The organism is Spartinivicinus poritis, from assembly GCF_028858535.1.
GTDB lineage: Bacteria > Pseudomonadota > Gammaproteobacteria > Pseudomonadales > Zooshikellaceae > Spartinivicinus > Spartinivicinus poritis.
Map to the genome: position 1 here is coordinate 99,154 of NZ_JAPMOU010000008.1, position 26,469 is coordinate 125,622.

Here is a 26,469-nt window from a genome sequence, read left to right on the forward strand (position 1 = left end):
AAAACTAACAGAGTATGTCTAAGGAGAGAGTGTATTGCTACTTTTTATAAGGCAACTCATTATAGAAAAACTTTTTATCATAGCTTTTTTTATAGCAGTTAGTGAACAATCGATAGCCAGACAGTTAATCATTGGTGGTATTCCAGAAATACCCGTTCGTTATATAGATGGTAATGGGAAACTGGCAGGTATCGATGTGGATATTATTGGTAGGGTATTTGAAAAGTTAAACCTTGATTATAAAGTGGTGATTATCAGTTCATCTTCTCGTTTGGAACAGTTATGGAAAACCAGCAAAACACTGGATATGGTATTTACTTATTCCTACAAAAAATGGCGGACTAAATATTTAATATACCCAAAAGAGTCTCATATTACAACGCAATATCACTTTTTTATTTTGCGAAAAAATATGGGGAAAATTAAATATGATACATTTGCAGATTTAAAAGGACTTAAGGTGGGAATGACGGAGGGGTTCTCTTATACACCAGAGTTTTTGCAAGCAGCTGAATCGGGTATTTTCTATGTGGATAAAGTGCCTATTAATGATTTACATATGAAAAAACTATTACTTGGTAGAATTGACATAGTTCCTTTACCAACGATGGCGACTCTTTACGAAGCCAAGGTTGGTAACTATCGGGATAAAATCAGTTATTTACCTAAGTCAGTTAAAGACAAGCCTTATTATAATACCTTTGTTAAAGCTTCAGACTACCCTGATATGGAAAGGGTTATCAGCCAGTATGATCAAATCTTAAAAGAGATGAAAGAGAGTGGAGAAGTGCGAGCCATATTTGCTAAATATGGCGTTAATTAATATATGAATCATTCGTATGCTTTGACTATTTTTTTATTTTCTATTAGTGGTATCGCACTAGGACAGTGTGAAAAAAACAAATATCAAATGGGCTATGCATCTTTCTCACCTTATATGTATAAAGGTGAAATGGGGAAAGTGACTGGTCTGGATTACGAACTTACTCAAGCAGTGTTTAAGATAGCAGGTTGTCGCATAGACTTTGTACATATGCCGTGGGCTAGAATAATTATACAGATTCAAGAGGGTAAGTTAGATATGACAGGGTTAGCCTCTAAGACAGCAGAAAGAGAACAGTATGCAATATTTTCAGACTCTTATCGGTATGAAGAAGGCCGTCTGTTAATCAGAAAAAATGAAACTCAAAAGTGGCCATTAAAGACATTAGGTAATGTAGTAAATTTTAACATGAGAATTGGCACTATCATTGGTGCTTGGCAAGGTAAAGAGTTTGCTAAGCTAATGGATAATAATAACTTTAAAAAATTAATAATTAACGTTGCCGATCATTCTGATCGTTATGCGATGTTGCTTTCAAATAGAATAGATGCATTGCTTAGTGATAGATTATATATGCTATCTGAGATAAGAAAAAAAGGTTTAATGGAGCAAGTAGAGCTGCATCCTTATATAGTAAGAAAAACACCTGTACACTATATGTTTAGTAAGAAAACAGTACCTGTAAAGGATGTTGAGCTAATTAACCAAGCGTTGAATAAATTTATGAATACTGAACATTATAAGCAACTCTTTCTTGTTGAATTAAAAAACAGTAAAACTCCATAGATTTACTGTTTTTTAATACTGGAACTAATCTGATAATGTTTGAGTAATAATATGAGCGATTACTTCAGTGGTTAGGCCTACCCACTGACTCTTTTCATTAGGGGTTAAAAAGCTTAAGTCTTTTGCTCCACCACTGATCTTATTAAAAAGGCTCTCATCTAATGGGCCAGTGGGGCCACTATTAAGCTCACTTTCACCACCTTGTTCATCACCTTGAGCTGCATTACCATAGTGACCAGTAAAGTTTAACCAGGACTCTTTATCCACATAATTTCTAGTGAGTGGGCTATCAGCTCCTGCTACTCGACCATGCCAATGAATTACCTGAATATCATTGGCAGAGGGCTTCCATTGAGTACCTCGGTTGGTAGGTTCCCGTAAGTTCATTCTGACATTAGTGCAAACATCAGGAATAGGGGGAGAGCACACATCATGACAACCTACTACTGGAATACATACTTCTTTACAGGATGAATAGGTTTTAGGAAATGCTGCACACATGGCGACATCTACAGTCGTTGGCATATCGGTAATATTAGAAGTGTGGTAGCCTTGATTTTTATACAAAGCATGTGAACCTAAGGCGGAATACACTATTGGGCGTTGACCATCAAACTCCAGTTCGTTCCAGTTATGCTTTGGTCGATCCCCATGAGCACTTAAATAGGCAGCAATAGGTGTATTACCATTAAAGCGAACAGTAACTGATTCCCAATCGCCGACATGATTACCGTATGACTTATTATAATTAGCAACAGATGCTAATTTACATGCTGTACTACCTGATAAGTCTTCCCATCCATTAAACTTATAGTCCCCTTGTAAAAACTCACAGCCTTTTTTCCCTTGATTGTAAGGATAAAACATTGCATATACTACATCAGTAGTGTTATTGCCTCTTGGGTAAACAATAGCATAATAGGGAGGGGGAGTGTCTGATGCTCCTGGTTTTTGTCCATACAATACGGTTGCATTGGATGGATTATGATAGTTACCATCGAATGATTGGTTATAGTTATACCTTGCTCCATCAAAGCTGATTTGAGGGCTATCAGTAAACCACTCTAACGATGATGGTTGAAATTTTTCATCAGAATGTAGATAAACGACAGGAGCATATTGTTTAACAATATCGTCACTAAGAAAAATTGTTTCTCCATAACTTAAGCTTGATACTGTTAATAATATTGCTAATTGGCTAAACTTCGTTTTTAAGCATTTCATGGCCCATCTCACTAAGTCCTGTAATGGCGATGTATGGTGGTTTGTTCTTGCATTTGTTAGTTAGCAAATTGACCTAAAGTGTGCGTGCTTTTCACTTTGTCAATGGCTTATAGTCAGTGTTGAAATAACAGTACTAATACATACCAACTTCATTAACCACAGCTAAGTTACCTGGATTACACCCAGAGTTTTCATCTCCAGCGCCTGTGGCTGGGGTGTACCAAATAGAAAGAGGTTTTCCTGTGGCTTTAGCCAATAATACTAAGCTGAGCATACTCTTACCTGTAGGCGTTTGGGAGTCAAATTTGAATTTTGCGCCAAAGTAGCTGCAGGTGTTTGGCACTGATAAGTTAGTTGTAATTTGGACAATATTGCTAACCTGAATTCTATCGATAGTGACGCCATTAATATACTCAGCAGAAGTGATAGAAGATAAACCAAATAGTGCAGCAGAAAATAATAACTTTTTCATGTGAAATACCTTTTAGTGGTTGAATTTTATTCAGAATGCTTGTTGTTGAGTTAACTTATTCTTGGTTAACGAGATAAATATAACCACAGCACTTGCTTTGCAAAAAATGATTTGGGGCAAGGAGAATCGTTTTGGGATAACGGATGACGTTTTTGGGGTAAAGCAAGTTAAAGTAGGGATAACATACAATTATAAGCCAATTGCTCGATGAGTATATTCTTCACAAATGTTTAAAAGCTACCTAAAGTGCGGTATTTAAAATATATTGTGACTATTGGGTGATAAATGCTTTAACTAATAAAGAGTAGGCAAATTAATGGTTGTAATAAGGTTTTTCATTGGCTGTTTAGTGTGTGTTGTGTCAACAGTTAGTGTGGCAGAACGAATACCAAAAAATATGGTTGGTGACTCTTTACCTGAATGGCAGAAGGGTTATTTAGATTTACATCATATCAGTACGGGCAGGGGGGATGCTGCTTTTATTGTTTTACCTGATGGTACGACTTTATTAATAGATACAGGTGATATTTCAGAGGCCCGATCGCGCACGTTAACAGCGAGAAATGCGAAGTTAATGCCTAATGCTAGTAAAACGGCTGGCAGGTGGGTTATTGATTACATACAGCAGTTTCATCCTACTCCTAAAGCGACCAATATAGATTACGCTGTGATTACGCATTTTCATGAAGACCATATGGGGGAAATTGATTCAACCTCAACCCTATCAAAATTGGGGGCGTTTCCTGTTTCGGGTATAACCGAAGTGGTTGAAACAATACCAGTTGGTACATTCATTGACAGAGCTTATCCTAAATACTCCCTACCTGAGCCAATGAAAACCCAGTTATTTAGGCAAAAAATGCTAGTATCGGAAGACTTTGATGACCAATCGTATATGAAAACGATGGAAGCTTATTGGCAGTTTTTAGCCGCTCATAAAAAGCAATATGGAATGAAGGTGCAAAAAATAGCGGTCGGTTCTAAGAATCAAATCAAGCTACAAAAAGCACCAAATGATTACCCAGGCTTTGAAATTAGAAATATTCATGGTAATGGCACAGCTTGGACAGGTTGGGGGCAATCAACCTTTTCTTTAATTGATAAAGGTAAAAAGCCTGGTGAAAACAACTTGAGTATTGGTATTCGTATCCGCTATGGAATGTTTGATTATTACACAGGAGGTGATATTGCTGGGAATGATGATTATGGAGCAGCTGATTTTTCCAGCGAAGAAGCGAAAGTCGCGCCAGTGATTGGGCCGGTTGACGTAGCGACATTAAATCATCATGGTAATAGTGATTCGCAAAGTAGTTATTATGTACGTACTATCCGCCCAAAGGTATGGATTCAGCAAAGTTGGTCTTCTGATCATCCGGGGGATGAAGTGCTTAGTCGAATGATATCGACAACACTTTATCCTGGTGAGCGTTTTATTTTTGCTAATAACCTATTAACTGCAACAAAAAATGTAATTGGCTCTAAGGTAAATCGAGTATACAGTGCAACCCATGGGCATATAGTGGTCAGAGTTTATGATGGTGGAAATCACTATCAAGTTATTATATTAGATGACTCCAGTACCAAACGTGAGGTGTTGGCTGTATTTGGACCTTTTCAATCTAGATAACAAGCTTTTTACAGGCATCCTTAATAAGCCTTTGGGATAACGAAGCATTTAAATGGGATAAAGTATTAGAGGTGCCCTTTACTCAATAACAGCTGATAAACGTGCTGTTATCCCAAGCCACATGACTGTTATCCCAGAACTTACCCTGTTTATCCCATAACAGTTTGTGTTGTCCCAAAGTGATAGTTTCGCTTGATTTGATTGGCTAACATAGGTGGTGTTTCAAGAACACTCGCTTAGTAACCCTTTCACGAAAAGTTTTTTATTAGTTAGTGAAATAGGCTACAGGCATTCATGAACAATAAAAAACTAAATTCAATGTAGGTTGAACAACAGTAAGGAAATTATCATGAACAAAAAAATTGCTATGTTATTAGGTGCTTTGGCATTCACTTCAACAGTTGCTAGCGCTAACACATTAACTAATATCAGTAATGATGCTTCTGTGCAGGCGCTGACTAGTGGTCAATTCTTAATTCATTTGAAGTACTCTAAGCCTAGCTCTGATTACCGTAAATTCTACTATGAACTGAAAACCCAGCAAATGGATGGGCCTATCTACAAGTGCACCAGCATTAGTGTTGACTCTTCTAGCTATACAGTTCTAGAAGTAGGCGAAACAGTCAGTTGCTCTCAATAACCAGCAATTACAGAGCCTAGCAGGAACATTTCAGCAGACCACATAGACACAGTGGTCTGCTGAAAACTCTGAGCTAAGCTCTTAAGTCATTAGTACAGCGCCAGTGAATTTTTCGGGATAGTGGCTTTTAAGATCAGGTAGATACTTCTTAGCAATAGGTACCTCTAAATCATTTTCAAGGTAAATAGTGAGTTTATTGTTACTTATAGATTGTATTTTGTTGGGATTGATAGCATAGGAACGATGAACCTGAAAAAGATGGTCTTTTTCTATATAAAAAAGTACTTGTTTGAATGGGATGCGCAGTATTTCTTCAGTGACACGTTGGCCATTATATTTAACAAGAATGCAATAATTTTTTTCAACTTTGATATACAGAATATCTTTAAGACACGGCACAATATGTTTGTGAATAATAGCATTATCAGGACTTGAGCTGATGCGCCGGATTTGCTCTATACTTTTATGCGCTTGTAATACAATAGTGCGTAGCCACTCTTCTGAAGAGGACTTAGGGAAAGTTGCAGCTAAAGCATAAAAGTTAGAGACTTTGATATACATTGAAACTAAGTGGCTATTAATTTCAGTCAGCTCTATTTCTTTATCTAATGAGGGTGGATATTGAGTCAACTGGCCTGTAGCAGAGGGGGTATTGCTGGTTACTTTTCCTTCAAAAAAGGTTACGGCTGCTTCTATTAAAGGGTCACTCACAAGAAGTTCATATGTTGCCTGCACCATTTCTTCATGGGATTTAAACTGGCTGATGTTATTTGAGAACTGATGTAGCTGTTTCATTCGTTTACGATGAATTAATAGCTCTAGTTGAACTTTAATCCGTGCTAGTAATTCATCTTTGAAAAAAGGCTTGGTCAGATAGTCATTACCGCCTACATTAAAACCATAGATTAAGTCGCTTAACTGGTTACGAGCCGTCAGGAAGATAATAGGTAAATCATAACTGGTGTATTGCTCACGTAATATATTACAAACTTCATAGCCATCCATTTGTGGCATCATAACGTCTAATAGAATAAGGTCTGGTTTATTTTTTTTAACGTTATGAAGGGCTTCTTTACCTGAATAGGCCGGGACAACTTGGCAACTGCTATTGGCTAAATGGTTTAAAATAATGTCTAAGTTAATGGGTTCATCATCAACGGCTAGAATGACAAAGTCTTTTTCTTTACCTTGATTTAATTGAGGTGGCTCTAGTACCTGACTGAACTCCACTGTAGGTTCTAGCGCTGTTTCCTGAAACTTAGGGGATTCATGGCTAATGGGTAATGTAAAAATAAAACTTGATCCTTTGGTGGGAGTTGAGTCTACTCGAATACTTCCACCATGGAGTTCTACTAGGTGCTTTGTAATCGCCAGGCCTAAACCTGTTCCGCTGTAACTTCGATTGGCACCTGACTCCGATTGTTCAAAGGCATCAAAAATACGCTGTTGATCATTGATATTAATGCCAATACCAGTATCAATAACACTGACTTCAATAACATGTTGTCGTGGTTGAGCGAGGATTTGGATTTCACCTCTATCAGTAAACTTGATGGCATTACCAATCAGGTTTTGCAGTATTTGTTGCAGTCGATGTTGGTCTGCTTGTACGCATATTGAGTCTGGTACTAGATTAACCAGGTTGACTGGTTTGTCACCAATTAAGGAGGCTGATATTGAAATATCTAAATCAACGATTTGACGTAGGTTTAACGGTTGAGCTTTTAGTTGAATTTGTTTTTGCTTAAGTTTGGCTGCATCTAGAATATCATTGACTAAGTTTGATAATCGACGACCACTGTTGATGATATTATGTAAAGTCTTTGTGTAACGTTGTGGTATTTGACCAACTAACGACTCAGTGAGTCCAATAATGCCGTTTAAAGGGGTTTTTAATTCATGGGTAGTATTTGCTAATAGATTATTTTTAAATTCATCAAGTTTTTTAAGCGCTATATTTTGCTGTTCAATTTCATGTATTTTATCGGCTACTGCCGTACGCATGATAGCAAAGCTATGGGCTAATCGGCCGATTTCATCTTGACGTTGGATATCAATTGCTTGTTGTAAATTGCCAGCAGCAATTTTTTCTGCAGCGTCTGTTAGGGTAAGAATAGGTTTTGCAATAGTGCTGGCAATGGTATAACCAATAAATATGATGGCAATGATAATGACCAAAGCAATGAAGACTGCCAATAGTTGTAACTGATTGATCGTTGCAAATGCTTCGTTAGTTGATACCTCTGCTATTAATGCCCAACGGTAGCCAAAGACATCAATAGGTGTATAAGCACTCAGTACCTCATCCTCTAAATAGGAGGTTGTCACTAATATATTAGCTTCTCCTTTGAGTGCTGTCTGTACAGGCAATGTTGCTATTGGAGGGGAAGCAGGGTTATCGAGAGTTGATTTTATGGAGTATTGGCGTGGTGCTCGATAACCTTCAGAGCGCATCAGTTGGTCAGAACCTACAAGATAGGTTTCACCTGTTTCACCTAACCCAGAGCGAGTTGACATAATATTGTTAATATGGCTGAAGGGTAGTTGAAAGATAATGACCCCTTGAAACTTACCATATTCATAAAGTGGCATTGATATAAAAGCTGATATATTTGAGTTAATTTGATCAAAATCGGAAAAAAACACACTGTGACTCATTGCGCTGTTATTTGTTACAGCATTTTTAACTTGTATAAATGCTTGACCTAAACTACTGCTGGCATATTTGCCATTGATAAGGTTGGTACCAAAGCTTGTTTCTTTGAACACTGAATAGACGATATTACCACTACTAGTAACGAGATAGAGGTTATCGAAATGAAACTGATTAACAAATGTTTTTAAGAAAGGATGTATTTCTTCATGGGTATAGTCATAGTAATCGCGGTTAAGTTGAATATCTGTTGGCTCGTCTTCACTTCCAGTGACGTATAGTTTTTGTAGAATAGTATATGCATTTTGATTATTAGTTGCTAAAGGCTTTATATCTTCTCTAAAATCAATTAAGTACTGAAGTACACGAGTGTTAGTCGTGTTCATGTTTTCTTTATCAATACTGCCAACGAAATACTGTGTTTGATTTTTTACCTGTTCGAAGTACTCAGTTAATTGCGATTTTTTTATGTCGCGCAGTGAAAGCAGCTGGTTAAATGCTTGTTGCTCTAAGTTTTTTGTGAAGTAGTTCAGCATTAACAAAGATATAGCGACAAAAGGAACAATGCCTATGATTAAGTAAGTGAATATTAACTTGCTTTTTAATTTTATATTGTCGAAGGTTTTGCGAGCCATTTTTTTACTGTCTATTATTTTGCTTAAGTTTGCGGTTTTTGTTTAATAATTGAGTTTGGCTTTGTTTGGGTTAGCTAATACTTCTTGTTTATATAAATCGATAAGACGTTGGCGGTTTTTACCAGACCAAGCAAAATTAAAGTTTATTAGTTTACGTTTATCAATTTTGGGTGCTTTGGAGAATTTTTGAACTTTTACATTAACTGGAAATTGATAGTTAGTTTGATTGAATAGGATTTGGCCTTTTTCTGAGAGGATGAAATTAATAAAGTGTTTAGCGGCTATTGGGTTAGGACCACTTTTGATGAGACTTAAACCGCCTATTTCATATCCAGTACCTTCTTTTGGGATGATCGTATCAATATTTTTTTCTGGAAATTTGTGCTTTTCCTCAATGGCTTCGTGAAGAAAGGTAATTGTAATCCCTAGTTTGCCCTGAGAAGTGAGCCTTGTATGTGAGTGGGTGTATCCAGAAAGATTATGGTAGAGTTTTTTTAGATAACTGAATGCAGCATCTTCTCCCATCATTTGAACTAAGGTAGCGAGTGTAGTATAGGCTGTTCCTGAAACCAAAGGGCTTTTCATACCAATCAAACCGTGATACTGACTCTCTAGTAGTGATTGCCAACTATCAGGGGTGGGGAGTTGCTTTTCTTTTAGCACATCATAATTGACAATAAATCCTAGTACACCGGTATATAGGCCAGTTACCCGATTATTGCCTAAAGGGTCACGAAATCCTGGGTCCAGTTCATCAAAATTGTTTGGCCGATAAGGTTCGGTTAAACCGTTAAATGCTGCTTGTGCATGCGCCCCTAGACTACCACCTATCCACACATCGGCTTTAGGATTTAGTCGTTCTCCTGTGATTCGTGCCAGAGTTGCTCCACTTCCTGATCTCTCTAAAACATGTACTTTAATACCAGTGGCTTTTCTAAACGCTTTACTCGCTTGTTTACTAAAGCTCGTCACTGAGTATACAACAACTGTTTTTGTATTGTTTTTTGCAATCACTACTTGTGAAATAGCAACTAAAAGGCCAAGCAAGCCTAAGCGCCTGATTATATCCACTTTCATAACCTACGAGTCAGAGTACTTTAACATGAAAGGGGGTAATTAACCCCAAGATGGGATGATAAAGCAAAAAGTCGAAACTTTCTAAGTTACATAATTTAGCAATAAAGCTGTAAGTACTAACTAATATGTTAATACAAGTTTCTTCATTTGCTGATATTGCTGCATTAGGTAATAAAGGGGTAATTTTAACGGTATTTGGCACAGCCACTTCTCGTTTTCTAAAGAAAAGGCCCGAAAAGTTGATTATTGATGAAGCTGGCTATACACCTATTGATAATTTGAAAAAGCTAGTGAATAAGCGTGGCCGTTTTTTTTACTATTATGATTATGGAATGCTTTATTCAATTAAAATGGGTGGATTTAAAAATAAAGTAACGGTACTGCCAATGTCGTTTAGAAAATATCAGCATTATATTATCTATTCTAAATCGGTAGCAGAAAACACAATTAAGGAAGTCAATCAAATTATCAGCAGGATGAAACAAAGTGGTGAAATGGATAGTGTAAGAAAGAAATATCAATAGTCACTGAAGACCGTTGAATGGGCTTCTCATCATAATTATTTTAAATCAGAGTATCTCAATTAGTAGTCCTGAGTTGTTTAATAACAAAATGACCGTTTAGCTAAATTTATTGATTGACTTGTAGCATCTGGCTTACCTTTACTTCCTCTTTACACTGAATATTTTGAAAGGAAAAGCTTACTTCCAAGGTCTTTGTAATCAGTAGAGATTTTTTATGTGTAGAGTGACATATGTTACAGGTATTAATAGGGGGGCTTCAAACTAGACCTAGTTATCAAGTTTCAGTAATGAGAACAGCCTTTATTCTTCGGCTGGGCTTGGGTGGGTGGTTGGTCGTTGAAGCGTTAATTAAGTTTTTAGGACTATTGTCTCCCTCCCAGTTTGCTGACATGTTGGGCTTTTATTTAGGCACAGCAGGTTATATTAATCAATTTTTTCAGTATTTTTTGTTCCAAAGCAGTTGGGGGCACTTGTTAACGCCTGCCAGTTTGCTAGCACTGATGGCAATGATTGAATTAGTTGTTGGTTGCAGTCTGATAGCAGGCTTGGCGGTTAAGTGGAATGCGATGCTGACATTTTTTATGTTAGTTTTTTATGTCATTGCATTGCCTGTTATGACGATTCCTAATGTTCAGCTGGAAGTAGCGGTTTATACAGCTCCAGCCCCTCTTGTACAAATTCGCGAAGTAGCAATGGCAATCGCAGCCTTTGTTTTATATAAGCTAGGGCCAGGGCTCTATAGTATTAGTAATGAGCTGAATGGTGTCATTTCTGAAAAGTACTGGTATGGACTGTGGGGTAAATTACGCTATGCGTTAATTTTGCCACTGGTAGTGGCTGCGTTGTTTGGTGGTTTTGGTCATATACCTACCTTTGCTGCCCCTGCTTTTTTATTAGCTGCGCTGGGTGCTGCTCTCACCGTCGATTCGCTAAAAGTCGTGCGGTGGGCAGCTTGGTTGGCTGCGTTAGTATTCTTTCATTATGCACTGTTTATGATCGACTGGTCGGATAATTGGTTGAAAAATATTTACGCTATTAGGCGGGAGTTTGGCTTAGTGTCAATCAGTGTGGCATTGGCATTGATTAAGCACCCTTAAGGTGAGATCTCAATGCCATTCCTACTGACTATCGATTTTCAAAGGTATGAGTGTAATAACACTTAAAACCTTGGGTAAAAGAAAAACGTTCTGCTGCAGTGTCTGTCTTAAAGCCCGGTATTGCTAAATAGTACCACTTTGTCACTCACAAACTTCACATCAATTGACTTATTACCAGAAGCCCATACACATTGTTTGGCGGTCAAAATCGCATCACATTTAGTCGGCTTGCCTAAAATTTGCTCTATTTCGCTGCTTGCCATACCTAGTTTAATTTTGTTGTAGTTTTCACTGGTCACTTTGCTGCAACCAGTTATTAGGGCAATCAGAGTTGCTAAAATAAAAACAGATAGATAACGCATACTCATAGTTTTCCTGTATCAGAAATGAGGTGCTGCTATTTTAGCCTGCTGGCTTGCCGTAGGCAAAGCCGTTGTAGCAAGAGTGGATGCAGAATAAAGAGATTGTAGAAAACAAAACGGGAGAAAGAGAGCAGGGCTGCCTGTTTATTAAGACAGCCCTGAAGTGTGGTGCTTAAGATGTAGGAGCCAATCGGCTACTGGTTGAAAGCTTGGCTAGCGCCACTGCAATTAAAAAGCCTGCAATACCAGGAATTAACCAAGTAAGCCCCTGGCTGGCAAATGGTAGTTGCTGGTATACGTCATGGACTGGCTTAATGGCTTCAATACCAGCAGCGTTCAAACCATCAAATAAGCTCACACAGAAAATGGCCAGTAAGGTCAGGCTATTCACCAAGCGAGGGTTTGACAATCGGTCGCTGATAAAGCACAGCAGTATTAAGCCAATCGCAACGGGGTAGATAGCGAGTAATGCCGGGATAGCCAATGTCATCAGCTGACTAAGGCCAACATTAGCTACTAACGCGGTAAGTGCTGTACAAATTATCACAAAGGTACGGTATGACACTTGTGGCCAGCATTCATGAAAATATTCACCACAAGAGGTCATTAATCCAACGGCTGTGGTGAAGCAAGCTAAAGTAATCGCAATGGCTAAAATGACTTGTCCCCAGTGGCCATAAATTTGATTGATATACACACCAATCATCTGAGCACCATTTATTTTCTCAGCCATTAAGCCATGGCTGGTAGCACCCAGGTATGCCAGGCTGATATAAACTAACGATAAACCAACTGCGGCAATAAACCCGGCAGCCAAGGTGTACTTTGTTAGCTGCTTGGAATCAGTAATGCCTCGCTGGCGTAGGCTATTAACAATGACAATACCAAACACCAACGATGCTAAGGTATCTAAGGTTAGATAGCCTTCTGTAAAGCCTTTACTAAATGGAGAGCCTTCTATTTGAGTAGTTGATTGTAGTTCACCTTGTGGGTTAAGGAAGGTGCCAGCTGCAATCAGTACTAGTACAACCACTAATAGAGGGGTAATGACTTTACCAATAGAGTCCATCAGCCTACCTGGGAACAATGAAATTAACAGCACTGCACTGAAGTAAACAATGGAATACAACCAGAGGTACTGGTTAGGCTCAGTTGTTAACTCAGCTAGTGGAATGACACTCATCTCATAAGCCACAACTGCCGTTCTTGGAGCCGCAAACAATGGGCCGATCGACAAGTAAATAACCAGCCCAATAATAAAGGCTACTTTGGCATGTAAGTGCTTAGTAATTGTGGGTAAGCCGCCATTCATTTTTGCAGTGGCAACAATACCTAGTAATGGTAACCCAACCCCTGTAAGCAAAAAACCAATCATGACAGGTGTTAGCTCAGCACCCGCATCATAGCCTAAACCTGGCGGTAGTATTAAATTGCCCGCACCAAGAAATAGGGCAAAAGTCATTAGCCCAATAGCAATAATATCAATTGTTTTAAAACTAGCGTTATGATTCATTAAAAACCTATCAGCGTGCAAAAATGTAATAGTTCAGTTGTAGGGTAATCCGGGAGAGGGCTCCTACTGGGTAAGTAAGCACCAAGGTGTTAGGGCTGTTTTCGATAGTACGCCCGCTACACCCAAAGTGAAGGGTATACGCTTCACTCTGGCTACATAAATGCTGCATGCTGAAGTCTTTTGGACATAAGGAACACCTGAAGAATTATATTACTTGAGTGTTCCTAATAGCGTTGCCCGCATTACCTGCCAATTGCTGAAATTAAGGGCGGCATTATAATGAACTATACGTAGATGAGTAACAATGTTTCGGTAAATACTTATAATATGGTTTAAAAAGCATCCAAAAAAGTAAAAAATAATAAAAAAGGACTAGTTATGACTTACTCTGTAAAGGATTTATTACGACCTTTTAGCTGGTTAATTTTGTTAGCCATGGCTTTAGTGATAGCAGGCTGTAAAATTAAGCCAGATCAGCCCCGTTATATTACGGATCAACATGGCCGTTCCCTGGTATTGCATGGCCTTAATACCAGCAGTAGTGCTAAATCTGCACCCAACCGATTACCTTGGATTGAAGAAAAAGATGTAGCAAGGGCTGCTAATCAGTGGGGCTTTAATTTTGTTCGCTTTTTGATCTTTTGGGATCGCCTAGAGCCAGCGCCAGGTGTTTATGATCAGCAGTATTTAGCTGAAATTGCAGAAAGGGTACGCTGGTATGCTAAGCATAATATGTATGTGTTGTTGGATATGCATCAGGATTTGTATGCATTACAGTTTGGTGGTGATGGTGCACCGGAGTGGGCAACCGTTACGGATGGCTTACCGGTTACGGTTCGTTCACCCTGGTGGTTAACTTACTTAGAGCTGGGGGTTACCAGAGCCTTTGATAATTTCTGGGATGGCTCAGGCAGCCATAGCTATTTACAACAACACTATGCCAATGCCTGGCAGCAGGTCGCGAAATACTTTAAAGACAGCCCAAATGTGATTGGCTATGACCTGATGAATGAGCCTTATGGTGGCAGCTCCGTTTGGCCATTGTTTGAACCACTTAAATTAAAGCCTTTTTATGATCGCGTCATTAGCAGAATTAGGGCAGTAGATAATGACACCTGGTTATTTATTGAGCCACAGGCATTTGGGGTTAATTTCGGAGTAGCTTCTACGTTGGGTGTAATTGACGACCCAAGGCCAGGCAGCTCGCGAATTGTTTATGCACCGCATTTTTATCCCGTTTTGGTCCATGAAGGAGCTGCCTATAAAGGTAATGTATTAGCGTTTAAATCCTGGCCCGATGCGCGTGTAAAAGAGCTGAATAAAATGAAAGTACCTTTGGTAGTGGGTGAGTTTGGTATTAGTCCTAATCAGGAAGGCGCCTTACGTTTTATAAATGATGTGACCACTATGGCGGATCATATGGGAGCCAGTTGGGCATTTTGGTCCAATGACCCAGGCTCATGGGCGCCAACGGATGCTCAGGGCAAGGAAACAGTACTGGTAGATGGTTTGGTTCGGGTATACCCCAGAGCGGTAGCTGGGCAAATTGTTAACTTTTTATATGAGCCGGATAAAAAAGAATTTACCTTAACGTTTAATCACAACCCTCAAATAACTGCGCCAACAGAAATTTATATACCGGCACATCGTCATTTTCCCAATGGCTGGCAAATTGAGGTTAAACAAGGTATGGATCAATATATGACGACAGACTGGGATGCAACCAAAGAAATACTAAAGGTGTCGTTTGAAAGTTACCAGTTACCGAGGCAAGTTACTTTGAAGATTAACTCTGCTGGTTGAGCTTGATGCTTGAGTCTGGTTGGGTATTTCTATTGTCGAAGTAAAAGAAATATCTGATCAGATGCTCCTAGAATCTGAGGGTGTCGCGAAAGTCTTGCAGTAGCAGACTTGCCCTTAGCTACAGAACACCCTGCCACCCCATATCCGCTAAGTTTTGCGACAGCCACATCTCCAAAAATACTTGTTCAGTTTTCGGTTGTCGGTTGATAGCCATATTGGCTACTGTATAGCTAAGAGAATATGGCCTCGGCTTGTGGGCTATATGGACGTTAAGGTTATATAAATGCTAGTAACAGATCAGAAAACAATAAGTAACTACTATCAAGCGCTATTGGATAGAGAGCCAAGCTACGTAGGCATATTTTATGTGGGGGTGAAAACTACATCTGTGTTCTGTATTTCAACCTGTCGAGCGCGCAAGCCCAAGTTAGAAAATGTTGAATTTTTCACCACCTTAAAAGAGGCTTTGGATGCAGGCTACCGACCCTGTAAAGTATGCAAGCCTGCTGAAAATGCTAATGAAGCACCAAAGCCAGTAGAACAAGCAATAAAACTGGTGAAGGAAAATCCCAAGGAAAAAATTACAGACTGGCAACTGCGAGAACATCAAATCAGTCCAGAGCTAGTGAGAAGGTGGTTTAAAAAAAATTATGGGATGACTTTTCAGGCTTATCAACGGATGTATCGAATCAATAATGCGCTTCAAGAATTGAAAGATGGCAAAACCGCAACTGAAACGGCTTTTGATGCAGGGTATGATTCACTTAGCGGTTTCGGTTATACTTATAAAAAATTTATTGGCAAATCGCCTAAAAATAGTACTGGCCATGATATTATTTTAATAAGCCGGTTGACCACACCACTAGGGCCAATGTTTGTTTGTGCAACAGATCAAGGCGTTTGCTTATTAGAATTTGTTGACAGACGCATGTTGGAAACCGAGTTTAAAGATTTACAACAGCGATTAAAAGCGAAAATCATTGCTGGTGAAAATCAACATATTAAACAGGCTAAACAAGAAATAGCTGAATACTTTGCAGGTGAACGAACAACCTTTACCGTTACACTACACACGCCGTGTACTGATTTTCAAAATGCAGTTTGGGAGTGCTTAAAAGCAATACCCTATGGTCAAACCTGTTCTTATCAACAGCAAGCAGAAAAAATAAACAAACCTAAAGCGGTAAGAGCCGTTGCAACCGCTAACGGCTGTAACCGAATAGCGATCATCATCCCTTGTCATCGCGTTATTGGTAAAGATGGTAAACTGGTAGGGTATGCAGGTGGGCTAGAGAGAAAACGTTGGTTATTGGAGCATGAGCGGAAAAGTTTGAATTTATAAAATGAATAATATTGAATTTCTTTGTCAGGTACACCAATATTTGTTAGCAAAAGGTGTTGATAATTGGGTTTTTGGCGGATGGGCAGAGGAACTGTATCAACTAAGAGAGCCTAGTTGGCATAGTGATATTGACCTATTAGTAAAAGATCACTGTTTTACTTGTGTAGATAATTTGCTTAAGTCTGACGATACGCTTGTAGATATTCCTGAAAAGCGTTTCTCGCATAAACGAGCTTTTGAATACCACTCTATTAGAGTCGAACTATTTCTTGTTGATCCAGTTACCTTAACGACCAACTTCTTTGCTGATTGTTATTTATTGCAATGGCCAGTTGATACTTTTCATAATAGACTGGAACTCCCTGGCCTTCGTATTTGTAGTAAAGCGGCATTACAAGCATACCGTGGAGTTCATAAGAAAATTGTTGCCAAGCACAAGCTACAGTTTTTGGAGTTTGAAAATGAAAGTAATTGACATTACTTTATTGTAAAATGGATAGTTAATATGATATCGATCGAATTTATTATTACCTCATTAGTGGTTGTGTTAATACCAGGGACCGGAGTGCTCTATACAGTAGCAACAGGGCTATTTATGGGAGCAAGGGCGAGTATATATGCAGCTATTGGCTGCACACTAGGTATTGTTCCATCACTACTAGCAAGTGTTATGGGATTGGCAGTTATTTTTCATACCAGTGCACTTGCCTTTCAAGCTATTAAGTATGCTGGTGTTGCATACTTGTTGTTTCTTGCTTGGTCAATGTGGCGCTCTAGTGCTCCTTTAACGCTAGAAAGTGAGCACCATGAAAAGCAAGGGGCATTTTCAGTTGCTTTGAAAGGCTTTTTAATCAATATACTTAACCCTAAGCTAACCATATTCTTCCTTGCTTTTTTACCGCAGTTTCTTCCCCAGCAAATAGAACAACCTATGTTAAATATGGTGGCGCTTGGTAGTGTTTTTATGATTATGACTTTTGTCGTTTTTATCATCTATGGTCTGCTTGCGAATAGTATTCGTCACTATATTATTCACTCTGAAAAAGTGAATATGCTGATTCAGAAAGGTTTTGCTGGAAGCTTCGCTGCATTAGGGTTGAAACTGGCATTCACTGAAAACACATAGTGGTATAATACAAAAGTTTATTTGAAAAGTTGCTACATGCATAAAAAAATATCAGATGAATATAGAGCGAAAGGAATCACTGGCTATTACAAAAATGAAGGTGAGTTTTATAGAAACCCCCATGAGCCACTACTTGAAAGTTTATTGAAGCAGTCGCTTAGTAAAAAATCAATCAGCAAGGGTTGTATGCTTGATTTGGCTTGCGGTAGTGGAGAGATCACAATAATACTGGAGAAATATGGCTTTACCCATATTGAGGCCATTGACCCTTACACATATAAGGCATATAAAAGTCGCACGGGTAGGCATGCTGAAAAATTCAGTTTCGAAGAGATTGCTCAAGGTGGTATAGCTGGCAAGCAATATGAGCTGGTTATATGCAGCTTTGCTATGCATCTAGTGGATGAGTCTTGGTTACCAAAGCTTTGTTTTCACTTGAGCCTTATCGCTAATCACTTAATCATACTCACACCGCTTAAACGACCGAAAATCCAGGCAGATTGGGGATGGATTTTGGATTTTGAGCTGCTAGAAAACCGAGTTAGAGCCAGGTCTTATAGTTCTTTGTATAAGCAGGAAGTAGCAACAACGCAAGACCTGGTCCGATAGTCTGCTATAGGTCTCCTCATGGTAATTCTGTGGCTTTTAACCTAGTCTATAGGCAAAGCGAATGGTTGAATGAAGTCATATTTGAGTAGTTAACTATGAAAATCTTTCTAGCGTTTTTTACTCTATCAGCTTGGATACTGATTAACTCAGTTTCTGCATCGGCTCGCCCGTTGAATATTGTTGGTGAGTCATTTCCCCCTTATGAGTTTGAGTACGAGGGTAGGATTGTTGGTATTGATATAGATATTATTAAATATATTTTTGATAAGTTTGGAGTTGAATATACCGTTAGATTAATGCCTTGGAAAAGAGCGTGGCACGAAGTTGAAAACGCTAGAGTAGATGCAATTCTTGGCGCATCGCGTAAAAAAGTTAGAGAGCCTTTTGTCTATTATCCTCAAGAAGATATGTGGAAAAGCAGTTATATATTCTTTTCTAGAGGAAAAATGAGTCAACCGGTTGAAATTGACTATGATACCCCCTTAAAAAATTTAAAGACAATAGGTGTTGTAAGAGGTTATTCTTACCATGACTCATTTTGGCAAAAGTACCCAAATAGAAACGACGGTACGCTAAATCCATTACTAGAAGAAGCAACAGATGTTCAACAGAGTTTTTTGAAACTAGCCAATGGAAGGATAGACTTTTTTATTATTGACAAAACAGTAGGCCATTTTGTTGTTAATGACTTGAAACTAAGGCATAAAGTCACATATTCAACGAAAATTTTATTTGAAAAAGGGTATACCATGCCGTTTGTTAAAAGGTCAGATTATCCAAATATTCGTGCTTTGTCAGTTGCTTTTAATGCAGAGCTATCACAAATGAAAGCCTCAGGGCTGTATGATGAGATAATTAATAAATGGATGAATTGTGAAAAGGTGATTGATTGTATTTGATAGCTGTTACACCTAATGCAAAGAGTGTGTATAAAAAATAAAGAATAATAAATAAAAAATAGGTGAATGTCAGGCAATGTTTGAAGTGCTGTAAACAAAGTTGATTAGCTTATAATACTGTAGTTGTAGTAAGCCAAAGCACGTCGACTATACTATTGTAGGACTTACTTGATTTTAAGGGCTTGCTCGCTAATTTAAAATAAATTTTCATTTCATGCTAGTCTCTTTACCAATGGCAGTGGTCATGAGTAGCCGCTCGATCTAAGCACAGATCAGATCAAGAATAGATTTTACAATACCAATCATGTTGTATTGACAGGTATTGGTCTTAGCTCATCATCTGATAATGCTTCGGGGATTACTGGTGCGGTTGGCTGGATTGACTAAACAACCAATAGTAGCTTAGCTGTAGACCCGATCATTATCTGGACATAAAATGAACCCTTCACTATACCAGTTGAAGGGTTATATCTAATATGGAAAATCATCATACTGTTTTAATCACAGGTGCTAATCGTGGTTTGGGGCTGGAAGCTGTCAAGCAATACGCAAGTGCTGGCTGGCAGGTAATAGCCACTTGTCGTACACCAAAAACTGCAACAGAACTGGGCCAGTTGGCGCAAGAAAATCCATCAGTCAGTGTCTATCAGTTGGATATAAATGACCTTGAGTCAATCACTTTATTGGCCAAACAGCTTGATCAGCAAGCCATTGATCTGCTGTGGTGTAATGCCGGTGTTTATGGGCCTAAAGGGATCGGTTTGGGGGAAATAACAGCAGATACTTGGATGGATACGTTGAAAACCAACACAGTTGCACCTTTGTTATTGGTACAGCAGTTTTTGCCTCATATCCGTCGTAGTCAACTGAAAACCATTGCATTAATGACCAGCAAAATGGGGAGTATGGAGGATAATACCAGTGGTGGCAGCTATATTTATCGAAGCTCTAAAGCAGGGTTGAATGCGGTAGGTAAAAGCTTAGCGGAAGACCTGCGCAGTGAAAGTATTAAGGTTGCGTTGTTGCACCCAGGCTGGGTAAAAACTGATATGGGTGGGCCTAGTGCACTGATTGATGTGACTACTTCAATTAGTGGATTACGCCAAGTGATTAAGTCATTAACCCTGGAAAACAGTGGTTCATTTTATGCTTATGATGGACAGGAAATTCCCTGGTAGTTATTTAATATGACATGGAATTAAAAAACAAAATCATAGTGCTTTTTACATAATAATGCACATCAATAAACAAACGTTACATTCGTTGTACTTTTACTGCTGTATATTTTATTAAGGGTGCCCTTCAAAATATAACTAAAGGAGCTTAATATGTTAAAGAAGGTAACGTTTGTTTTAGCGTTAACTGTTGCTTCAATTGTACATGCTGAGACTGATCCTGAACCCGCAGATGCTGGACTGCTCGATAAATTGATTGAAGCTATCAAAACTAATGTATGTGGTGCACGTTTAACCAGTGGAAGGTGTGATTTTAGACCAGGATAGCCATTAATTTATATCGTTAGAAATAATGATGTATTAGCTAATTGGGTGTTTATTAATTCTTTTAAAGCCAAAAAGAGTTGTAACTATATTTCGCCGGTTTTTCGCTTAACGGGGTAGGGTAGTTCAATTGTGATATCGGATGTAGGTTTGGCACAGCAGGCAAGAATGCGCCCTTTGGGAGTAAACGCAATCGGTTCTTCAGTATATTTAATGTTGCCATTAATTAGTTCTACCTGGCAGGCTCCGCAATAACCTTGACGGCATTGATATTCCGTTACCAGTTGTTGAGCTTCCATTGCTTCCAGCAGGGTATGCTCTTCACGAGGAATAAAACTAAAGCCGTCTATTATTTTAATGATATTTGCCATATTTATCCTTCGCGAATGACCTTTAGGCATTGTTATCTTCGTTCTTGACCACCATGGAAGGTGGAAACTCAGTTAAAGCATGGAGCGTTTAACTGTCACCCCAGTCACTTAGTTTGACCTAAGCTCCTGGGGGCAAGTCTGCTACTGGAACTCGCCTTGCCTAAAAGCCCTTCGCATTGGCTATATTTTATTGCAAGGCTTGTGCAGTGTTTGAATCTTGCACTAGCAATAGATTACAAATCGAAATCGGTAAACTCTGAGGTATCTACCTGGCTATCGATAGCACCTACCAAATAAGAACTGATTTCTGCCTCTTGGGGAGCTACCTGTACATTGTCACTTACCAGCCAGGCGTTCATCCAAGGTAATGGGTTGTTTTTGGTTTCAAAGGGAGCAGTAAAGCCAATCGCTAGCATTCGTTGGTTGGTAATATATTCAACGTATTGTGCCAGGATATCTTTGTTTAACCCGATCATTGAGCCATCTTTAAACAAGTATTCTGCCCACTCTTTTTCTTGCTCTGCCGCTTCAATAAAAATGCGATGTGCTTCTTCACGACACTCTTTGGCTACTTCAGCCATTTCTGGGTCATCCTCACCACTAGCCATCAGTTGCAGCATATGTTGAGTACCCGTCAAGTGCAGGGCTTCATCACGGGCGATCAGTTTGATGATTTTGGCATTGCCTTCCATAGTTGCACGTTCTGCAAAGGCAAAACTACAGGCAAAGCTGACATAAAAGCGGATGGCTTCTAATACATTAACTGATACCAGGGTTAAATACAGCTTACGTTTTAGGTCACGCAGGCTGATGGTAATGGTTTCATTGCCTATTTTGTGGGTGCCAGTGCCGAGGGTATGATATAAATTGATACCTTCAATGAGCTCGTCGTAATACTGAGTTATTGCAATTGCCCGTTTTTGAATAGCCTGGTTGGTGACAATATCATCAAATACCTCACTGGGCTGGCTCATGATATTACGAATAATATGGGTATAGCTGCGGCTATGAATCGTTTCACTAAAGGCCCAGGTTTCGATCCAGGTTTCTAACTCCGGTAATGAAACAATAGGCAGCAAAGCCACGTTAGGCGAGCGCCCTTGAATAGAGTCCAATAGGGTTTGGTATTTCAGGTTGCTAATAAAAATGTGCTTTTCATGCTCTGGTAAGTCAGTAAAGTCGCGTCTATCGGTAGATAGGTCGATCTCTTCTGGGCGCCAGAAGAAAGACAGTTGTTTCTCGATCAGCTTTTCAAATATTGGATATTTTTGAATATCATAACGAGCAATATTGACAAGCTGACCAAAAAACATTGGCTGGCTTGTGGCAGAAAAGTGTTCACGGTTGAATGTGGTGTAGCTCATGGTCGCAATATCGGCTCAGATTGGTGTTCAGGCTAATAATTGGCCCTGCTGCCAGGGCCTCTAGCATTTGTGTGCTAGATTTTGCATGCGCCTCCCGCGCAACCGTCATCCAAATCATTTTGGGTATCTTCAGCACCATCACGGGTATTGTGATAATAAAGTGTTTTGACGCCCAGCTTATAAGCACTGAGTAAGTCTTGAATCATTAACTTCATTGGCACTTTGCCATCAGCAAATTTACTGGGATCATAATTAGTATTGGCTGAAATAGTTTGATCAACAAACTTTTGCATAATTCCAACCAGCTGTAAGTAACCTTGATTAGATGGAATTTGCCAGAGTAACTCGTATTTTTCCTTGAGTTGTTCAAACTCTGGTACGACTTGCTTTAGGATGCCATCTTTACTGGCTTTGATGCTGATATAGCCGCGTGGTGGCTCAATGCCATTGGTTGCATTGCTAATTTGCGATGAAGTCTCTGATGGCATGAGGGCACTTAAGGTACTGTTACGTAAGCCGTATTGTTTAATATCGGTACGTAATGTTTCCCAGTCGTAATGGAGAGGCTCTTGGCATACCTCATCTAGGTCTTTTTTATAGGTATCGATGGGTAAAATACCTTCAGCATAGGTAGTTTCGTTAAACTTATTACAGGCGCCTTGTTCTTTAGCGAGATTATTAGAGGCTTTCAATAAGTAATATTGAATAGCTTCAAAAGTACGATGGGTTAGGTTGTTGGCCGAACCATCAGAATATCTGGCGCCATGTTTTGCCAAGTAATAAGCATAGTTAATAACCCCGACACCTAGTGTACGACGATTATCGCTGGAGTTTTGCGCTGCAGGAATAGGGTAGTGCTGATAGCTGAGCAAGCTGTCTAAAGCGCGCACAATCAAGTTTGCCAAATCTTCCAGCTCGTCTAGATCGGTGAGGGCACCTAAGTTAAATGCCGCAAGGGTACACAGAGCTATTTCGCCATTGGGATCATCAAAGCGGTTAAGTGGCTTAGTGGGCAAAGCAATTTCAAGACACAAGTTGCTTTGTTTAATGGGAGCAACATCCGCTTTAAATGGACTATGGGTATTACAGTGATCAACATTCTGTAAATAAACCCGACCAGTACTGGCACGCTCTTGTAAAAATAAACTGAACAGTTCAACGGCTTTGACTTGTTTTTTCCTGATGGCTGGATCTTGCTCATGCTGCAAATACAGTGCTTCGAATTTTTCCTGGTCGGCAAAAAAGGCATCATACAAGCCAGGTACATCAGAAGGGCTAAACAGGGTGATGTGCTCACCTTTAATTAAGCGTTGATACATCAATTTATTAAATTGAATCCCATAATCAAGGTGGCGAACCCGGTTTTCTTCAACACCGCGGTTATTTTTTAACACCAGCAGTGACTCAACTTCTAAGTGCCAGATAGGGTAAAACAAAGTGGCTGCACCACCGCGAACTCCCCCTTGAGAACAGCTTTTAACTGCTGTTTGGAAGTGCTTGTAAAAAGGAATACAACCTGTGTGGAAGGCTTCGCCATTACGAATAGGGCTGCCTAAGGCACGAATTCGACCAGCGCCAATGCCAATCCCTGCACGTTGACTGACATACTTAACAATGGCACTTGAGGTGGCATTAATAGAGTCTAAGGAGTCATCACACTCAATTAACACACAAGAGCTGAACTGACGGGTAGGTGTTCTAACCCCTGCCATAATAGGGGTTGGCAGTGATAGTTTAAATTGTGAAACGGCATCATAAAACCGTTGAATATAATTTAATCGTTGCTCTTTAGGATATTTTGCAAACAAACAGGCAGCAATTAAAACATACAAAAACTGTGGGCTTTCATAATATTCACCCGTTACTCGGTTTTGTACCAAGTATTTACCTTCCAATTGTTTAACGGCAGCATAGCAAAAGTTCATGTCTCGCTGGTGGTCGATAAAGCGATCCATTTCGGTAAATTCAGCTTCTGTATAATCTTCCAGCAAGTGGCGGTCATATTTACCCAGCTCAATTAAACGACACACGTGGTTATACAGCGCAGGTGGTTCAAATTGGCCATAGGCTTTTTTACGCAAATGATAAATAGCCAGACGTGCAGCTAGATACTGATAATCAGGGGTATCAGTTGAAATTAAGTCTGCAGCCGACTTAATGATGGTTTCATGGATATCGGCGGTTTTGATACCATCGAAAAACTGAATATGCGACTTTAGCTCTACCTGAGAAACAGAGACATTATTAAGGCCTTCTGCTGCCCATGTAATCACCCGGTGGATTTTTTCCAGATCGATAGGTTCGGTTCGCCCATCGCGCTTAGTAACCATCAGGTTTTTATTCATGTAGTGGATACCTACCAAATGTTAAGTAAAAAATCGAACCAACCCACCCACACCGATAGATGTCAGTAAAGGTTGTTTTTTGCACAAGAGCTATTTGAGCTTTCAGTGAGACATCTTAAGACGATGTTAACTGCCTCATTGGATAACTGCAGATACCAGCCCTTGGAAAAAAATCCGCTATGCACTTGAAATTCGTCATTCATGATGCTAGGGCTCGCCTAAATAAGCAGTACTATATGTAGTATAGAACGTTTTGGGCGGTACAAGATAATGCGGTTTCCATTTTATTGCAAGTAGTAATTCTCTATGAAAAACGTTGAAAAAATTTGACAAAACAATTGGTTAGCAAACACTAACGATAAGTCGTTTTTACTCAGTTAGTTAGCTGCTTTGCAAGAAAAAATTAGCAATAATTATGGTTAAAAAAAGTACAGCTCTGGTCGTTTTTGTGATTGCTTTTTGCTCAATTTAAAACGAATTCTTTATAGCTTGTTTAATAAGGTTATTTAAAGCAGGCCTATTTAAGCACAGTCACTAGATGTCTAAATTATGAATAGCTAACATTAGAGTGTTGGGTAGCTGCCCTGATACATCGCAGGGCTGGTATGGCCAAGGTTATATTGTCTATTCTGTTACATGATTGGTACAGTAGCACTGGCAGGCTAATAAATGATGAGTGTGGTTTACTACAGTTGGTATAAACTATAAGCCACCTTATCAACCAGCTCAATATAGCACTAGATGTAGTACTGGCGTCTCTGGTCTCTAGTTGCTCTTTTGAGTAGCAGCTTTTCTTGAAGCTATTCATGATTCATGAATAGTAGCTGCTTTAACTGGTTAATGTTTAACCTGGCTAAAGCAGTACAAACCAACAAGTAGTATAAACAACAAGTAGTACCAACTGAGAAGAGTAGTGTAGTGGAACGTTCAGATAACGATCGAATTCTTATTGTAGAGGATGACGAACGACTAGCCGCTTTAACCAAAGACTATCTTGAAAGCAATGGTTTAAAAGTCAGCATTGAAGCGGATGGTGGCAAAGCGGTAGAAAGAATTCGTAACGAGCAGCCAGATCTTGTGGTACTGGATTTAATGCTGCCTGGCGAAGATGGTGTCTCCATTTGTCGTCGAGTAAGAAATGATTATCATGGCCCTATTTTAATGTTAACAGCACGTACTGATGACCTGGATCAGGTGTTAGGTTTGGAAATGGGCGCTGATGATTATGTATCCAAGCCTGCCAGGCCCAGAATATTATTGGCGCGTATCCGTGCCTTACTTCGTCGCAGTGCTCCAGCCCCTTCTGTTGAACCAGTTACGCCAGTGGATAGCCAGGCCCGTTTGGTGTTTGGTGAGCTGGTGATTGATAATGCCATGCGTGAGGCTTGGCTAGCAGGCGAAAGCATTGACTTAACCAGTGCAGAGTTTGACTTATTATGGTTATTGGCTAGCCATGCAGGCCGTATTTTAAGTAGAGAAGAGATATTTTCTTCATTACGAGGCATTGAATATGACGGCCAAGACCGGTCCATTGATGTGCGTGTTTCTCGGATTCGCCCCAAAATAGGTGATGATCCGATGCACCCTCGGTTAATTAAAACGGTGCGCAGCAGGGGCTATTTATTTGTCAAAGACAAAGAAGCCGATGGCAAATAATCTTCATGATTTGATGACATAA

24 protein-coding genes are annotated in these 26,469 nt (G+C 39.4%); 15 read left to right on the plus strand and 9 right to left on the minus strand.

Going from position 1 to position 26,469, the window contains the following annotated elements; translation table 11 throughout:
• Positions 1–34: 34 nt before the first annotated feature.
• On the plus strand, positions 35–823 hold the full coding sequence (locus tag ORQ98_RS08645) for a substrate-binding periplasmic protein (RefSeq protein ID WP_274688399.1): 789 nt from the start codon (positions 35–37) through the stop codon (positions 821–823).
• Positions 824–826: 3 nt separating this feature from the next.
• Positions 827–1,609, plus strand: a complete 783-nt coding sequence (locus tag ORQ98_RS08650; RefSeq protein WP_274688400.1) for a substrate-binding periplasmic protein — start codon at positions 827–829, stop codon at positions 1,607–1,609.
• A 24-nt stretch (positions 1,610–1,633) separates the two neighbouring features.
• On the opposite strand, the gene ORQ98_RS08655 is transcribed toward ORQ98_RS08650, so the two are convergent.
• Together ORQ98_RS08655 and ORQ98_RS08660 are read right to left on the minus strand one after the other, a co-directional pair.
• A complete protein-coding gene (locus tag ORQ98_RS08655) occupies positions 1,634–2,833 on the minus strand; it encodes a Vps62-related protein (protein WP_274688401.1) in 1,200 nt (399 codons plus the stop codon).
• Positions 2,834–2,966: 133 nt separating this feature from the next.
• On the minus strand, positions 2,967–3,305 hold the full coding sequence (locus tag ORQ98_RS08660; RefSeq protein WP_274688402.1) for a hypothetical protein: 339 nt from the start codon (positions 3,303–3,305) through the stop codon (positions 2,967–2,969).
• Positions 3,306–3,663: 358 nt separating this feature from the next.
• Here ORQ98_RS08660 and ORQ98_RS08665 point away from each other — a divergent pair, with 358 nt between their 5' ends.
• Together ORQ98_RS08665 and ORQ98_RS08670 are read left to right on the plus strand one after the other, a co-directional pair.
• Entirely contained in the window at positions 3,664–4,932 is a 1,269-nt protein-coding gene (locus ORQ98_RS08665) for a ComEC/Rec2 family competence protein (protein WP_274688403.1), read from the plus strand.
• Between the two features lie 349 nt (positions 4,933–5,281).
• Positions 5,282–5,572 carry a hypothetical protein gene (locus ORQ98_RS08670; protein WP_274688404.1) on the plus strand — a complete coding sequence of 97 codons (291 nt, stop codon included), beginning with the start codon at positions 5,282–5,284 and terminating at the stop codon, positions 5,570–5,572.
• A gap of 81 nt (positions 5,573–5,653) precedes the next feature.
• Here ORQ98_RS08670 and ORQ98_RS08675 read toward each other — a convergent pair whose 3' ends face one another.
• Both ORQ98_RS08675 and ORQ98_RS08680 read right to left on the minus strand, forming a co-directional pair.
• A complete protein-coding gene (locus ORQ98_RS08675; RefSeq protein WP_274688405.1) occupies positions 5,654–8,860 on the minus strand; it encodes an ATP-binding protein in 3,207 nt (1,068 codons plus the stop codon).
• 42 nt (positions 8,861–8,902) lie between these two features.
• Positions 8,903–9,931, minus strand: a complete 1,029-nt coding sequence (locus tag ORQ98_RS08680) for an ABC transporter substrate-binding protein (protein WP_274688406.1) — start codon at positions 9,929–9,931, stop codon at positions 8,903–8,905.
• A gap of 131 nt (positions 9,932–10,062) precedes the next feature.
• Between ORQ98_RS08680 and ORQ98_RS08685 the strand changes: the two genes are divergently transcribed.
• Both ORQ98_RS08685 and ORQ98_RS08690 read left to right on the plus strand, forming a co-directional pair.
• Positions 10,063–10,461: a transporter substrate-binding domain-containing protein gene (locus ORQ98_RS08685; RefSeq protein WP_274688407.1), complete on the plus strand. Its 399-nt coding sequence runs from the start codon at positions 10,063–10,065 to the stop codon at positions 10,459–10,461.
• A 287-nt stretch (positions 10,462–10,748) separates the two neighbouring features.
• The gene (locus ORQ98_RS08690) at positions 10,749–11,558 is read left to right on the plus strand and encodes a DoxX family membrane protein (protein WP_274688408.1); all 810 of its coding nucleotides are present in this window, start codon (positions 10,749–10,751) and stop codon (positions 11,556–11,558) included.
• Between the two features lie 107 nt (positions 11,559–11,665).
• Here ORQ98_RS08690 and ORQ98_RS08695 read toward each other — a convergent pair whose 3' ends face one another.
• Positions 11,666–11,926 (minus strand): hypothetical protein, encoded by a 261-nt coding sequence (locus tag ORQ98_RS08695; protein WP_274688409.1) that lies wholly within the window; start codon positions 11,924–11,926, stop codon positions 11,666–11,668.
• Between the two features lie 166 nt (positions 11,927–12,092).
• Complete coding sequence (gene brnQ, locus ORQ98_RS08700) at positions 12,093–13,433, minus strand: branched-chain amino acid transport system II carrier protein (protein ID WP_274688410.1); 1,341 nt, start codon at positions 13,431–13,433, stop codon at positions 12,093–12,095.
• Positions 13,434–13,811: 378 nt separating this feature from the next.
• Between brnQ and ORQ98_RS08705 the strand changes: the two genes are divergently transcribed.
• The 8 genes from ORQ98_RS08705 to ORQ98_RS08740 all read left to right on the plus strand — a co-directional run bounded on the left by ORQ98_RS08705 (position 13,812) and on the right by ORQ98_RS08740 (position 20,714).
• Entirely contained in the window at positions 13,812–15,236 is a 1,425-nt protein-coding gene (locus ORQ98_RS08705) for a cellulase family glycosylhydrolase (protein ID WP_274688411.1), read from the plus strand.
• Between the two features lie 283 nt (positions 15,237–15,519).
• Entirely contained in the window at positions 15,520–16,578 is a 1,059-nt protein-coding gene (locus tag ORQ98_RS08710; protein ID WP_274688412.1) for a bifunctional transcriptional activator/DNA repair enzyme AdaA, read from the plus strand.
• Between the two features lies 1 nt (position 16,579).
• Complete coding sequence (locus tag ORQ98_RS08715) at positions 16,580–17,053, plus strand: hypothetical protein (protein ID WP_274688413.1); 474 nt, start codon at positions 16,580–16,582, stop codon at positions 17,051–17,053.
• 30 nt (positions 17,054–17,083) lie between these two features.
• Positions 17,084–17,704 carry a LysE family translocator gene (locus ORQ98_RS08720; protein ID WP_274688414.1) on the plus strand — a complete coding sequence of 207 codons (621 nt, stop codon included), beginning with the start codon at positions 17,084–17,086 and terminating at the stop codon, positions 17,702–17,704.
• Between the two features lie 36 nt (positions 17,705–17,740).
• A complete protein-coding gene (locus ORQ98_RS08725) occupies positions 17,741–18,313 on the plus strand; it encodes a class I SAM-dependent methyltransferase (RefSeq protein ID WP_274688415.1) in 573 nt (190 codons plus the stop codon).
• A 95-nt stretch (positions 18,314–18,408) separates the two neighbouring features.
• Positions 18,409–19,212 carry a substrate-binding periplasmic protein gene (locus tag ORQ98_RS08730; protein ID WP_274688416.1) on the plus strand — a complete coding sequence of 268 codons (804 nt, stop codon included), beginning with the start codon at positions 18,409–18,411 and terminating at the stop codon, positions 19,210–19,212.
• Between the two features lie 476 nt (positions 19,213–19,688).
• Positions 19,689–20,390, plus strand: a complete 702-nt coding sequence (locus ORQ98_RS08735) for an SDR family oxidoreductase (protein WP_274688417.1) — start codon at positions 19,689–19,691, stop codon at positions 20,388–20,390.
• Between the two features lie 150 nt (positions 20,391–20,540).
• Positions 20,541–20,714: a hypothetical protein gene (locus ORQ98_RS08740; RefSeq protein ID WP_274688418.1), complete on the plus strand. Its 174-nt coding sequence runs from the start codon at positions 20,541–20,543 to the stop codon at positions 20,712–20,714.
• 83 nt (positions 20,715–20,797) lie between these two features.
• Here the strand turns inward: ORQ98_RS08740 and yfaE are convergent, their stop codons facing one another.
• The 3 genes from yfaE to nrdA all read right to left on the minus strand — a co-directional run bounded on the left by yfaE (position 20,798) and on the right by nrdA (position 24,791).
• Positions 20,798–21,082, minus strand: coding sequence for a class I ribonucleotide reductase maintenance protein YfaE (gene yfaE, locus ORQ98_RS08745; protein ID WP_274688419.1), 285 nt, complete (start codon positions 21,080–21,082; stop codon positions 20,798–20,800).
• Positions 21,083–21,315: 233 nt separating this feature from the next.
• Positions 21,316–22,446 carry a class Ia ribonucleoside-diphosphate reductase subunit beta gene (nrdB, locus tag ORQ98_RS08750; protein WP_274688420.1) on the minus strand — a complete coding sequence of 377 codons (1,131 nt, stop codon included), beginning with the start codon at positions 22,444–22,446 and terminating at the stop codon, positions 21,316–21,318.
• 74 nt (positions 22,447–22,520) lie between these two features.
• A complete protein-coding gene (gene nrdA / locus ORQ98_RS08755; RefSeq protein WP_274688421.1) occupies positions 22,521–24,791 on the minus strand; it encodes a class 1a ribonucleoside-diphosphate reductase subunit alpha in 2,271 nt (756 codons plus the stop codon).
• A 918-nt stretch (positions 24,792–25,709) separates the two neighbouring features.
• Here nrdA and ORQ98_RS08760 point away from each other — a divergent pair.
• Positions 25,710–26,447, plus strand: coding sequence for a response regulator (locus ORQ98_RS08760; RefSeq protein ID WP_274688422.1), 738 nt, complete (start codon positions 25,710–25,712; stop codon positions 26,445–26,447).
• Positions 26,448–26,469: the final 22 nt, after the last annotated feature.